The 13,527-nt window shown below is 44.8% G+C and carries 12 protein-coding genes and 1 riboswitch; of the genes, 7 read left to right on the plus strand and 5 right to left on the minus strand.

Annotated features, from left to right (window positions below; translation table 11 throughout):
• The first annotated feature begins 51 nt into the window (after window positions 1-51).
• A riboswitch (TPP riboswitch) is annotated at window positions 52-163 on the plus strand.
• Window positions 164-262: 99 nt separating this feature from the next.
• The 7 genes from thiD to thiE all read left to right on the plus strand — a co-directional run bounded on the left by thiD (window position 263) and on the right by thiE (window position 6,309).
• Entirely contained in the window at window positions 263-1,138 is an 876-nt protein-coding gene (thiD, locus tag OCU78_RS21835) for a bifunctional hydroxymethylpyrimidine kinase/phosphomethylpyrimidine kinase (protein WP_167493980.1), read from the plus strand.
• A complete protein-coding gene (locus OCU78_RS21840; RefSeq protein ID WP_137371757.1) occupies window positions 1,128-2,054 on the plus strand; it encodes an ABC transporter ATP-binding protein in 927 nt (308 codons plus the stop codon). Before thiD ends, OCU78_RS21840 begins: the two co-directional genes overlap by 11 nt.
• Window positions 2,047-2,862 (plus strand): ABC transporter permease, encoded by an 816-nt coding sequence (locus tag OCU78_RS21845; RefSeq protein ID WP_137371758.1) that lies wholly within the window; start codon window positions 2,047-2,049, stop codon window positions 2,860-2,862. The genes OCU78_RS21840 and OCU78_RS21845 overlap by 8 nt, the downstream gene beginning before the upstream one ends.
• A gap of 162 nt (window positions 2,863-3,024) precedes the next feature.
• A complete protein-coding gene (locus OCU78_RS21850; protein ID WP_167493993.1) occupies window positions 3,025-3,957 on the plus strand; it encodes an ABC transporter substrate-binding protein in 933 nt (310 codons plus the stop codon).
• 93 nt (window positions 3,958-4,050) lie between these two features.
• Window positions 4,051-4,785: a thiaminase II gene (tenA, locus tag OCU78_RS21855; RefSeq protein WP_240701681.1), complete on the plus strand. Its 735-nt coding sequence runs from the start codon at window positions 4,051-4,053 to the stop codon at window positions 4,783-4,785.
• Between the two features lie 14 nt (window positions 4,786-4,799).
• The gene (gene thiM / locus OCU78_RS21860) at window positions 4,800-5,588 is read left to right on the plus strand and encodes a hydroxyethylthiazole kinase (RefSeq protein WP_137371759.1); all 789 of its coding nucleotides are present in this window, start codon (window positions 4,800-4,802) and stop codon (window positions 5,586-5,588) included.
• Between the two features lie 97 nt (window positions 5,589-5,685).
• Window positions 5,686-6,309 (plus strand): thiamine phosphate synthase, encoded by a 624-nt coding sequence (gene thiE, locus OCU78_RS21865; RefSeq protein ID WP_137371760.1) that lies wholly within the window; start codon window positions 5,686-5,688, stop codon window positions 6,307-6,309.
• Between the two features lie 124 nt (window positions 6,310-6,433).
• On the opposite strand, the gene OCU78_RS21870 is transcribed toward thiE, so the two are convergent.
• From OCU78_RS21870 to OCU78_RS21890, 5 genes are all read right to left on the minus strand, one after another.
• Complete coding sequence (locus tag OCU78_RS21870; protein WP_137371761.1) at window positions 6,434-7,177, minus strand: DUF3726 domain-containing protein; 744 nt, start codon at window positions 7,175-7,177, stop codon at window positions 6,434-6,436.
• Window positions 7,174-9,000 carry a hypothetical protein gene (locus tag OCU78_RS21875; protein ID WP_137371762.1) on the minus strand — a complete coding sequence of 609 codons (1,827 nt, stop codon included), beginning with the start codon at window positions 8,998-9,000 and terminating at the stop codon, window positions 7,174-7,176. Before OCU78_RS21875 ends, OCU78_RS21870 begins: the two co-directional genes overlap by 4 nt.
• 89 nt (window positions 9,001-9,089) lie before the next feature.
• The gene (locus tag OCU78_RS21880; protein WP_137371763.1) at window positions 9,090-10,700 is read right to left on the minus strand and encodes a BCCT family transporter; all 1,611 of its coding nucleotides are present in this window, start codon (window positions 10,698-10,700) and stop codon (window positions 9,090-9,092) included.
• A 232-nt stretch (window positions 10,701-10,932) separates the two neighbouring features.
• Complete coding sequence (locus OCU78_RS21885) at window positions 10,933-11,919, minus strand: membrane dipeptidase (RefSeq protein WP_137371764.1); 987 nt, start codon at window positions 11,917-11,919, stop codon at window positions 10,933-10,935.
• A 72-nt stretch (window positions 11,920-11,991) separates the two neighbouring features.
• Window positions 11,992-13,467, minus strand: coding sequence for an aldehyde dehydrogenase family protein (locus tag OCU78_RS21890; protein WP_137372250.1), 1,476 nt, complete (start codon window positions 13,465-13,467; stop codon window positions 11,992-11,994).
• Between the last annotated feature and the right edge of the window lie 60 nt (window positions 13,468-13,527).

Consider the following 13,527-nt stretch of genomic DNA (forward strand, 5'->3'; position numbering starts at 1 on the left):
TTAGGCTGTCTAAAATCAGTACCCCAAGGTAGGAAGTACTGTTATGATTATGCTCAATAGTCGGGGGGCAAATACAGTTATCTGAATTTGCTGAGATCGTGATTCGAGACCCGTTGAACCTGATTCAGTTAGCACTGGCGTAGGGAACTATAAGCATTGATCTGCGTAGTACTTCAATAGGGTCTTCACTCATTGTTCTCACTGCACGCCTTTCATCGATCTATGCCTGTTCTCCTGCGTCTTTTCGACAGTAGGAGCCATCATGACATCACCAATACAATCGCTTCATTCAGAATACCTTTCACAAAATACCATTTCAGATTTAACGACACCGATCGTTTTAACCATCGCAGGTTCAGACAGTGGCGGCGGCGCGGGTATTCAAGCTGATATCAAAGCTATGTCTGCAACTGGCAGCTTCGCTTGCTCTGTCATCACAGCTATCACTTCGCAAAACACTCAAGGCGTATCTGCCATTTTCCCCATCCCCTTAGAACACGTGGCAAGCCAGTTAGACGCTGTTTTCACCGATCTAAATATTGTGGCTGTCAAAGTCGGCATGCTGGCAGACTCTGAGATTATCAAAGTTGTTGCCGAAAAAATTAAGCAGTACCAACCAAAACATTTAGTTATCGACCCAGTAATGGTAGCGACCAGCGGTGATTTACTGCTGAAAGAATCGGCCATCAGTACATTAAAAGCAGAGCTGATCCCACTTGCGGATATTATCACCCCGAACCTACCGGAAGGTGCGGCTTTAACAGGGAAACCAGTGCCTGAAAGCGAATCTGACATGCAAGACATGGTTGAAGAGTTAAGAGCATTAGGCGCAAAGGCGGTTTTACTGAAAGGTGGTCATTTAGAGAAAGACGAAAACAGTAATGATTTGCTCATACTACCAAGTAGCTCATCTCTAATCAGTGCAAAGCGCTACCCGACCAAAAACACTCATGGTACTGGCTGTACCCTTTCTTCCGCTATTGCGTCTTTTCTAGCTCAAGGTAATGAACTAAACCAAGCGGTAAATTTAGGTAAAAAATACATATCTGAAGCGATTGCTCACGCGGATGAACTACAAGTTGGGCAAGGGCATGGACCAGTAAACCACTTCTATGCAGGGCATGCTAATGTCCGCTAATACTGCTGACATACAGGAAGCACCTGAATGTCAGCCAAAGAAACCAGTGCACGTAGACCATACAAGCCAGTTAAAAGTCGGTATTGAAATAAACAAGGTAGATGTCGAGATAAGCAAGGTCGGTATTGAAATAAATAATGCCAGCTTGCGTTACCAAGATAGTGCTGTAGATACCTTAGCTAACCTGCATTTACACCTTGAAGCTGGGAAATGGACAGTACTACTTGGTCGAAGTGGTTGCGGGAAAACCACCGTCTTACGTTATTTAGCTGGTTTGCTAGAAGACAAAGTCGAATGGAATGGCTCACTGTCTACCTCAGATACCCTGCCTTTGCAGGGTCGTATCGCCTACATGGCGCAGCAAGATCTTCTACTGCCTTGGCTTTCAGTGATTGATAACGTCTGTTTAAGTGAGCGTTTTATGACTCAGTCAAACGGCTCTATTTCTAAGCATTCAGCTTCTAAACACGATATTTCAAAACAGGCTACTTCTGCTAACAATGTTCAAGCAAAGGCTCTCTCACTCTTAAAAGCAGTCGGGCTGGCTGACTACGCAGATGCAAAACCTGCTCAACTTTCTGGTGGAATGCGCCAGCGCGTTGCATTAGCTCGAACGCTGATGCAAGACAAACCCGTCGTATTGATGGATGAGCCATTTTCAGCGCTTGATGCTGTCAACAGACATAAGTTACAAACTCTCGCCAGTGAGTTGCTTCAAGATAAAACCGTTGTGTTGATTACTCATGATCCCCAAGAAGCGGTCCGTTTAGCAAATAACTTGTATGTATTACAAGGCACTCCAGCTAATGCTCACCCTCTTTCAGTGCCTTCGACTTGTCCTCCTAGAATATTGGATGCGAAATGCGCAGAGCTCCAACAGGCGATACTCAATCAGCTGGAGCGTGATTATGAGTAACCAAACCAGTAATAACGCATTACAGAATACGGCATCAGTTGAAACGACGTTTAACCAAAAACAAGGCACCCACCCAGCGGTACGTTTGCTGATAAGTGGCACCGTGGTGTTAGGTTTATGGCAGCTCGTTGTAACGGCATTTGCCATGCCGAGCTTCATATTACCAGCCCCGCTAGAAGTCATGATAAAGCTCATAGAGCGCCATGACGTGTTACTCAAGCACACATGGGTGACCGCTCAAGAAATCATATTCGGCTTACTGCTTGGGCTTTCTATGGGGCTATTTTTCGCGTTGCAGATGTTGATGTTTGAGCCGCTCAAACGCTGGTTATTGCCCATCTTAATTGCTAGCCAAGCCATTCCTGTTTTTGCTATCGCACCAGTTTTGATGCTTTGGCTAGGCTATGGCATGGCTTCTAAAGTCGTGATGGCAGCCATCATAATCTTCTTCCCTGTCACCACTTGTTGTTATGACGGACTAAGAAATACGCCAAATGGCTACCTAGACCTTGCTAAAACCATGGGCGCATCTAAATGGCAACTACTCCGCCATATCCAATTGCCAGCAGCATTGCCAACATTAGCCTCTGGGATACGTGTCGCCGTTGTCATTGCCCCAATAGGCGCAGTCGTAGGCGAGTGGGTCGGCTCTAGTGCTGGGCTCGGATATTTAATGCTACAAGCGAATGCGCGAATGATCATTGATGAAATGTTTGCCGCACTATTCATTCTGGCGGTGCTATCCATCTCGCTTTATTTCATCACCGACAAAATACTAAAAAAAGCAATACCTTGGGAAAACCAATAATAAACCCAAGCTGCGAGCAATCTTAAAAGTAAAAACTCAGAACATGTCTCACAGACAACCATAATGCAAAAGGAAATGACAAAAGTGAAAAGTACTAATCTATTAAAGACTAAGCCATTAAAGACCAATTTACTAAAAACTAAGCTATTAAAAACCAAGCTAATGAGTGCTATCGCCCTGCTTACTTCTCTTACTTCAGGTCACGCGTTAGCAGCTGAAAAGCCAATGACACTTATGCTTGATTGGTTCGTGAACCCCAACCATGGTCCAATCGTTATTGCGCATGAACGTGGTTACTTTAAAGATCAAGGCATCGAAGTTGAGATACAAGAGCCTGCGGATCCAAGTACCCCAGCCAAACTGGTTGCAGCAGGTCGCGTTGATCTTGCGGTTACTTACCAACCAAGCTTAACCATGGATGTGGCAGCAGGCTTACCACTGGTTCGCGCTTCTACACTTATCGCAACACCACTCAATACTTTAATGGTGCTAGATAACGGCAAGAATGATTCATTAGCCGACTTAAAAGGTAAAAAAATTGGTATCGCGATAGCAGGCAATGAAGAAGCGACGATCGGCACTATGCTTGCTCAAGAAAATGTCGCATTTGAAGATGTTGAAACGATCAATATTGGCTGGGCGCTGTCTTCATCTCTTGCTTCTGGAAAAGTAGATGCTATTTGGGGCGGGTTACGTAACTTCGAAACCAACCAATTAGCACTAGAAGGGTTTAAAGCTAAAGCCTTCTTCCCTGAAGAGCACGGCGTGCCTGCGTATGATGAATTGGTTTTTGTCGCCAATGCAGATAAACATGATGCGAAAGCAATTCAAGCATTCAATAAAGCACTAGAACAAGCGACGACTTACATCGTCAACCACCCTCAAGAATCGTGGAAAGAGTTTGTGGCTTACTCGCCAGACACACTGAACAACGAACTCAACAAACGTGCATGGAACGACACACTTACTCGCTTCGCTTTGCGCCCGTCGGCTGTCGATCATAAACGTTACGATGACTACGCACAGTTTATGTATGACAAAGGCATCATCAAATCTCTACCTAAAGCGTCAAGCTACGTACCAACGTTTAACTAAGCTGATCTCAATAATTTAAGCCGAACTCATAAAATCATTCTGGATAAGTACCGAGAACTGGCTCTCGGTGCTTACTTCGATTAGGAAAGCACCATGAAATACCAAGATTTAATTCAAGCTTGCGAACAAGATTGGCAAGACTATACCGAGCATTCATTCGTTACTCAGTTAGCGAAAGGTACCTTAGAACAACCTTGTTTTTTACATTATCTCAAGCAAGATTTTTTGTTCCTGAAGCAGTATGCGCGTGCTTATGCCTTAGCTATTTATAAGGCAAAAACATTGGCTGATATGCGCCGAGCTTTACCTAGCGTCCATGCTTTGTTGGATTCTGAAATTGCCCATCATGTGACTTACTGCGAGCAATGGGGTTTAACCGAAAGTGATCTTGAAAATGAGCCTGAGGATTTCGGTACCGTTGCTTATACCCGCTATGTATTAGACGCGGGAATGACGGGAGACTTGGTTGATCTTTACGCGGCTTTAGCACCTTGCTCAATCGGCTATGCGGTCATTGGAAAAGCGTTAATAGAAAGTGACACTACGGTGCTGGAAGGTAACCCATACGCAAGCTGGATAAACCTTTATGGCGGTGAAGAGTTCCAATCAGGAGTAGCAACTGGCGCGGAATACTTCAACCAGCTACTGGCGGATATTGATATTAATAGCGAACGTGGCCAAAACATCGTTCATATTTTTAAAACCGCAACTCGCATGGAAGTGGCTTTTTGGCAGCAAGGGCTCAATATACTGAGTTCGATTAACAGCCAGTCTCACCCTATCCAATCTCAGGCTCAATCCGAGCACCCTCAGCCAAGCCATTCATGAATAAGGAACTAGCCGTGTTAATCGAAAAAATTACTCAAGCACTTAGTGCCGTTCGAGAGCAAAAGCCACTGGTCGTTAATATTACGAACTACGTAGTAATGAACAATACTGCGAATGCCTTATTGGCAATTGGTGCGTCTCCTATCATGGCGCATTCCACTCAAGAAATGGCAGAGATGATGTCATTTTCAGGCGCACTGGTGATCAACATTGGTACGCTAGACAGTGTATGGATCCCTCGCATGAGCTACGCTGTTGAGCAAGCGAATCTACACAATAAACCTGTCATTCTCGACCCAGTTGGCTGCGGTGCAAGCGCACTTCGCACTGAAACCGCACGTACTATCGCTCGACTAGCGAATAAACTCATTATTCGGGGTAATGCCTCTGAGATTATTGCTCTTGCCGGCGAGCAAGCACAAAGCAAAGGGGTCGATGCCCTAGATAGCAGCGATGCAGCGTTAGGAGCTGCGCAATGCTTGGTTTCAGAATACGGTGCTAACGTGGTTATTTCTGGCGAGACGGATTATGTCGTCACCCAAGACCAAATCGTAAAACTAAACAATGGGCACCAAATGATGCCCTACGTGACAGGTATGGGCTGTACTTTAACAGCACTAACTGGCGCATTCGCCGCGGTGGGTGATGATACTGGGCTAGCGGCGGCTGCAATTCTTGGAGTCGTGGGAGAAATCGCAGCAGAGCAATCTCGCGGTCCAGGCAGCCTACAAATGAATTTACTTGATGAGCTTTATCAACTTGATGAAGCAACATTGCTACAGCGTCTTAAAATACAAAATTAATCATCAATAAATAGCACTTAATCATATAGCCCTGCTCCTTAAATTAGAAAGAGGAAAGGGCTAATGCATCTCTCAGAACTTTGACTTGAAGGTCCCTATGAACCCTTACACACTTTATCTGGTTACTGATGACCAACAAGATCTCGATACCTTAAGGTTTGTTGTTGAACAAGCAGTGCAAGGCGGTGTCACTATGGTACAAATTCGTGAAAAGCATGGCGATGTGCGCGCCTTTATTGAACGAGCTCAAGCGGTTAAAGCAATTTTAGCGAACACTGATGTACCGTTAATCATTAATGATCGCGTTGATGTAGCACTCGCCGTTGATGCCGATGGTGTTCATTTAGGGCAATCGGATATGCCCGCCACTGTCGCTCGACAATTAATAGGACCAAATAAGATACTTGGGCTGTCTATTGAAAATGAGCAGCAGTTAGAAGAGTCCAATTCTTTGCCAATCGACTACATTGGGTTAAGTGCGATTTTCTCTACACCGACCAAGACCAACACCAAGAAACATTGGGGGATTGAAGGGTTAGAAATGGCGCTAAAAGCGACGCAATTACCGATTGTCGGTATTGGGGGGATTAATGAATCCAACATCCCACAACTCTCACAAACAGGCGTCCATGGTTTGGCTTTAGTTTCAGCCATCTGCCACGCTGAAGATCCGAAATCTGCTTCTGAACATTTACTGTCTTTGATAGAAAAATCGAAATAAGTAGGAAGTGAAAAACATAAAATAAAAAAAGAGAGTAAGGAACACTCTCAAATCACAAAGTGAGAGCCTAGCTAAGGGGAAACTAAGCTCTCATAAGCGTTCTGGCTATAATTCAGTGCTCAGGCTAGGATTCAGCGGTGAACAGCTCACCAGCGCCTTGTGCAGAACGTTGGCTCGACTCGACTAAGATAGCCGTCGCGGTTTCTTTCAATGTACTCCATTGAGAGTCATCAATATAAATCCCTTCATTCCACGCTTTTTTCTGTTTTTCAGCCAGCTTATGAGACTCAATATGAGTCGTGTAGCCTTGTGATAAATGCACCACATCAAAATCATGGACCGATAATTCAATCGTCATATTATGTAGGCTCTCTTCTGATTCCATAACCAAATCAGATAGAAACAGTTCAGGTGCAACACAACCACGGTTCAATACATACAAGGTGCGTTTTGGGCTAGTCCCGTTATCCCACTTCGCTGTGCATGCGATCCCTTTTGCTGCTAACTTAACTAGTTCACTGTATGCCAACCAACGGTTGTGACAGTTATTTAGTTCAATCTTTAATGCTTTAACACCAATCATTTTTTCGATGGCATAGTCCATTATTACAGGCAAATGGCACGCTAAGCTGCATTTGTGTAGATCGACTTCAATGGTATTGTCAGAAGTGACAGAAATATCGACAGGGCAATCATCTTCCAACCCCATAAAGTCACTCGCATTATTGAAATGGCGAACACCGTCTAACCCTACCATTTGTAGATCAGCCACCATACCGGCGATAACATCGGCTTCACCGCATGAGCGGCGCATACCTAAAAAGGCTTTGTTTACCGCAGCCACCAATTCATTGTGAGAAACGATCATAACTCAGCTCCCGGTACGATACCTTGGTGTTGTTGATGCTGTTGTTGACCTAATTCCAACTTGCTCGGAAGCAATGGGAATAACCACTCACCTTCGCTGATTTCATCCAGTAATGGTGCCCCTTGGAAGAAGGTCACGCGAACCCAGCGGTCCGATCTTGGATCAAACTTCGTGGCACCAAATACCGCTAATTTGCAACGTAGCAAATGCATAGGTAGAGATGACTGATGCAACACATTCATCTGAATATCACCCATCGCTTTATGACCCAATGTCCAAACTCGGCGAGCAATCGCACGATATTTAGGTCTCTGTATTAGAAACTCAGCAAGTGATAGCTCAGGCGCATGTTCCTGTAAAGCATGGTACAAACGATAAGCTTGGCGACCAATATCTAATGGTAGCTCGCGCTCTTCACCTGGCTCTTCGCCGCGTACTCCTAATCTTGGTTCTTCTTTATCTTGTGAGCGATACCAAAACCAGTAGTTATTATCAGGCTTAGTGAAATCAGTATTGATTGCCCAACCGTAATTCTCTTCTAAGATCACAAGTAGATCTTGGATTTTCTTGCCGCTTGGTAGAAACAAGGTTTCATCACAGTTCATATTATCTTGATGGGCGTCCACTAATTCTGGGTACAATTCCATCAAGCACGAGAGCAGGATTTCTTGGGCTTCCAAACTCATATGCTGTGTTTTATTAACAAGATCATTCCAAGTTGAGCTTTGGCTTTGGTTCGGATTAGAACTAAGGCTAGATTCAATATTGGTAGACATGAAAGAATCGAATTTGCTATTCAACTGTTTTAAATCGTGCACCGCTATCGCGTTCAGCTCTTTTTGGTGTTCATTGATAGTGATGACTTGCTCTAAATGGCTGATACCTTTTTGAATCAATGACTGCAAAGAATCATACAGTGCAGGTTCGCTTTCACAGGCAAGCACAGCAGCTAAAGCGGTTTCACGCGTCGTCATCCATTGATCAACAACACTTGGGTGATTAATCAGATAAGGCGCCATGCCAAGGCCCGTCGCATTACCAACACCAAGATATCGCTGTAAGCCTCGATGAAGTGGAATGGCAGCCGCACCACCTTGTTGCTCAGCCAAGTAGTGAACCCAGTCTAAACTAAATTCACGAAGCATATACACCGCGCACATTTGAGCACTAAATGACTGATTGAAATCTGGGTTATTTTCTAAAATCTTAAAGTCAGCAATACCGAACTTGCCATTACCATATACAGCGGTTGTGCGGAGAATATACCCAACTTCAGCAAGTTCATCAGTAGTGGGTTGAACACCTTTCGCTAAATGGCTAACAATATGCTCAAACACACGAACACTCTTGTTTGCACGCGCCAGCACCAAAACATTGTTTGGATTACGCCCCGCTTCTTGAAGCGGTACATTCGCTCGCAGTTGTTCCAGCAAGCTCACATCAACATCACCATAGACTAAGGCAAAAGTTACGTCCCACTTTTCAGCAATTACACGATCATTGCGTTCATCGTCGGCAATCTCATCACAAAATACGACTAAATGATAAACATGGTTAGGGGTCGCTAATTTGTAGATAACGTGGCCAAAACCGCGTGGGCATAGCTTCCATTCATGCTTTGTGACTTTCCATTGCTGTTGCGCCATTTTTCGAATCAGAGTTCTCACGAAACTGATTCGGTTTTGGTGCATTGCACCGAGCCTTTCAGGTGCCATGACGATGTCTGCATTGCGCAGTTGTGCTTCAGTGTAAGTAGAACGATGTGCATCCATTTTGCTCACCACCTTTATAGTTATAGAGTATTGCTCGTTATTGGATTTCATTGGAGGCGGACGATCCCGCCTCCTGCATTGGCTGCTTATTTGCAGCTCTGATCTATCGGCTTATTGCGAATTTTTATATAGCTTTTCGTTTATAGCCCTTGCTCTTTTGCCATCTTCATTGCTATTTGTGGTGCATTCCAAAGAGAAGGGAGCAAGATTAATGAAACCGGTACTGCGGTTATCACAATGAATGATTGCAGGGCAGAAATACCGCCAGATCCAAGGGAGATAAGGATTAATGCCGTTACCCCCATCATCACACCCCAGAACACTCGAATAACAGCATTTGGCTCAGTTTCACCACTGATTACTACACTGATGGTGTAGGTCATCGAGTCACCGGTTGTCACAATGAAGATTGTGGTCAAAATCAAGAACAAGATTGAAATCAGCATTGGCATAGGGAGTTGCTGTGTCACTGCCAGTAATGCTCCAGGTAAGTTAAACCCTTCGAATGCTTTACTTACTGTGCCTGGTTCTGCAATTTCAAACGCGAGACCCGTACCGCCAACAATCGTAAACCAAAAACAGGTAACTAATGGAGCAATAATGCTGATGGTGCTGACCAATTGGCGAATGCTACGCCCACGAGAAATACGAGCGATAAAGATAGCCATCATCGGGCCGTAACCTAGGAACCAGCCCCAGAAGAACACCGTCCACCAGCTTAACCAGCCTTCATCACCACGGTAAGTTGCCATTGGAATGAAGTTATCAATCATGCTGCCTACACCTTGAATGTAACCATTGAAGATGAAGTTAGTTGGACCAAAAATCAGGATGTAAATCATCAATGCCATCGCAAGGATAACGTTATAACGACTCAACATTTGCATGCCGCGATTCAAACCACTCAAAGCTGACAACGTATAAAGTGCAATCGCAAACAGAATGATGATGAGCTGAGTTGTGAAGCCGTCTGGAATATCAAACAAAGCGTTCAACGCATAGCTGACTTGTAAGCCAAGAAAACCAATAGGACCAATCGTGCCGGCCGCTACCGCGACAATACAACATGCATCAATTAAAGCGCCGGTATGACCTTTCAATGCTCGCTCGCCAAGTACTGGGTAAAGCAAGATTCGAGGTTTAAGAGGTAAACCTTTATCGTAATGTAAATGCATGACCACAATAGACGTTAAGCTGCCTACAATTGCCCACGCTAAAAAGCCCCAGTGCATAAAAGATTGAGATAAAGCGTTAACTGCACCTTGCTGGGTATTTTCTTGCGCGCCATACAATGGAGGAGGACTAACATAATGCGCGATAGGCTCAGCCGCCGCCCAGAACACACCGCCACCAGCTAGAAGAGTACAGAAGATAATCGCCATCCAACGGAACCCATCCATTTCAGGCTTTGCGATTCCCCCTAGAATCACCTTACCGGTTCGCCCTGCTGCCAAGCCAATACCAATCAGAAATGTCAACAGAAGAAGTATTTGCCAATAAGGGCCAAACACTTTGACTGACCATCCAAACCCCGAGTTCACTAGGCTTGATAACAGCTCCCCATCAAATAAAGCGAGGGCAACAAACAGAGCGATGAACCCGCCGCTGTACCATAAGGCAGGGTTACTTAACCCCAGTTTATCGGATGTTGATTCAGGCTGGCTCGCCTTATCTGAGGCAGAACGGTTTGCCGCAGATAGATTTGCATTTGCTACATTTGAAGCTTTCACGCTATTGGTTAAATCAGACATACTCTGACTCCAGAGGTTTCTTTGCAGCGCCATTAACAATGGCTACAAAAGGTTGTGTTTAACACCTGCCCTATTATTTTTTTGTTGAGCAGGAGGTCCATGTTCGGGTGACTTTTTAAACAAGCATTCGCCTTAATTTCACTAAAGGCCCGCCATTTCACTAGAGGTCTATGACACTAAAACGGCTCGTTAAATCGTTTTTGCATTTAGTTAAACTAGCTTGAGCCTTTGGTTAAATAGGTTTGAGCCCTTGTTTAAGAAAGTTAAACCAGTTTTCACCCAGTATTTGTCCCGCCTCAGATTCACTGAATCCGTGACGTATTAATCCGTTGTAAATATTCTCCATACCCGCACTTCCACAAAACCAAGGTAAAGCATCAGGCCAACCAGAGTTATTTGCCGATCCTTCACCGTAGTCCATCGCTTTTGACCAGCGACCATTACGCATCCACTCAAGTACGGCCTGAGGTTGGTTTAGGCATAAATCACTACCAATCCCTAAATGTTCAACACCGACAAGGTCTGCGGTAGTCGCCACCATTTGGCAAAAGTCTTCAAGGGTACATTGGCTACCATTAGGTAAATGGAATGGGTATAAGCTGAAACCGATTAAGCCATCACGAGCCGTTAAGGCTTTGATCACATCATTCGATTTATTACGAAGAGCATCATGAGCAAAAGTGGGATTGGCGTGGCTAATGCAAATTGGGCGAGAAGACATATCAATGGCTTCTAGAGTTGAACGCTCAGCACTATGAGACATATCGATGATCATGCCTACACGGTTCATCTCTTCGATGGCTTGCTTACCAAAGCGCGTAATACCCGTATCATTTTGCTCATAACAACCAGTCGCTAATAAGCTTTGGTTGTTATAAGTCAATTGCATGATCAACAGCCCTTGCTTACGCATCACTTCGATCAAACCAATTTCATCATCAATCGGTGAACAGTTTTGCGCGCCAAGGAAGATCCCTACTTTCCCCTTCGCTTTGGCTATTTCGACATCAGCCATAGAGTGGATCGGCATAATCAGGTCAGCATTTTGCTCAAACCTTAGGTTCCATTCAGCAAAGCGAGTCAGCGTTTCACGAGCCGTTTCGTGATACACCATCGTGGCATGTACCGCAGTAATCCCACTGGCTTTTAGAGTTTGAAAATATTCTCTATCCCAATTGCAATACTGCAATCCATCTATAACAATCCGTTGCTGGTACATAACCACTCCTTAATAAACCGTCTTAATATGTTGTGGGGGTAGTGCGTATTAATGACGCACCACCGACCTCAATTAGTACGGACGTTGATAAGCGGTTTTAACCACTGTGTAGAACTCTTTCGCATACTGACCTTGCTCACGAGGACCAAAGCTAGACTCTTTTCGTCCGCCAAATGGAACGTGATAATCGGTACCCGCGGTAGGTAAGTTGACCATGACACAACCAGTTTGAGCCTGTTGTTTAAACATGGCACTAGTGCGCAAGCTTTGAGTGATGATGCCGCCAGTAAGGCCAAAGCGAGTATCGTTTGTTGTTGCAATAGCTTCTTCCAAATCAGCAACACGAATCACGCTTGCCATTGGTGCAAAGACTTCTTCTTGGTTTACTTCCCAGCTGTTTTGGGTATTTAAAAATAGGGTTGGAGACATATAGAAGCCTTCATGCTCTAGGCTTAAACGTTCACCACCGAATGCTAATTCGCCTCCGCTTTGACGTGCTTTTTCTATCCAATTGAAGTTCGACTCCAACTGCTTACCGTCAACCACTGGACCCATGAATACGCCGTCTTGTAGAGCGTGGCCCACTTTTAGCTCACTCATGCGTTTAATCAGAGCATCGACATATTGATCATGAATACCATCCATCACCACTAAACGAGAAGACGCTGTACATTTTTGACCCGCACCAGAGAATGAACCCGCAATAGTCGCTTCAACGGCAGTTTGAATATCGGCATCATCGGCAATAACCAACGCGTTTTTGCTACCCATTTCCAATTGGCAACGTACAAAATTAGGCGCCGTCGCCGCTGCAACTTTACGACCAGTATCAACAGAACCAGTAAAGCTGACGCCGTTAATATCTTTAGAATGGATAAGCGCATCACCGACCTGAGAGCCGCTACCTAGCACTAGGTTAAATGTGCCAGCAGGGATGCCTTGTCGGTGGATGATCTCAGTCAGCGCAACGGCACTCGCCGGTGTTAAGTTCGCAGGTTTCCAGATAACGCTGTTACCAAACGCTAATGCTGGTGCAATTTTCCAAGCCGCCGTAGCCGTTGGGAAATTCCAAGGAGAGATAATGGCGATAACGCCCACAGCTTCACGAGTCACTTCAACGGAGACCCCTGGACGGACGGAAGCAGCGTTATCACCAATTTGACGAAGTACTTCAGCAGCAAAATATTGGAAGAATTGACCCGCGCGATAAATTTCACCACGACCTTCAGCAAAAGGTTTGCCTTCTTCACGAGAAAGTAACGTACCTAGTTCATCACAACGAGCAATCAGTTCATCACCAATTGCTTGAAGCACAGCTTGCTTACGTTCGATCGGTGTTTTTTCCCACTCAGGTTGAGCATGTTTTGCCGCTGAAATCGCTTGTTGAACCTGCTCTTCACTTGCTTGAGCAAATTGACCAAGGTTTTCAGAAATATCTGAAGGGTTGATATTTGCAACGGTACTAATACCAGATTGCCATTCACCTGCAATGTACAACGCATTTTCTGCTTGAGCGCTTTCTGTCTGATTCGTATGTACTTGAGTCATCATTCTTTCCTTGTGACATTTAGGCTGTATTTGAGTCTGGCAACCTAGTGTTTATGTATG

The organism is Vibrio gallaecicus, from assembly GCF_024347495.1.
Classification (GTDB): domain Bacteria; phylum Pseudomonadota; class Gammaproteobacteria; order Enterobacterales; family Vibrionaceae; genus Vibrio; species Vibrio gallaecicus.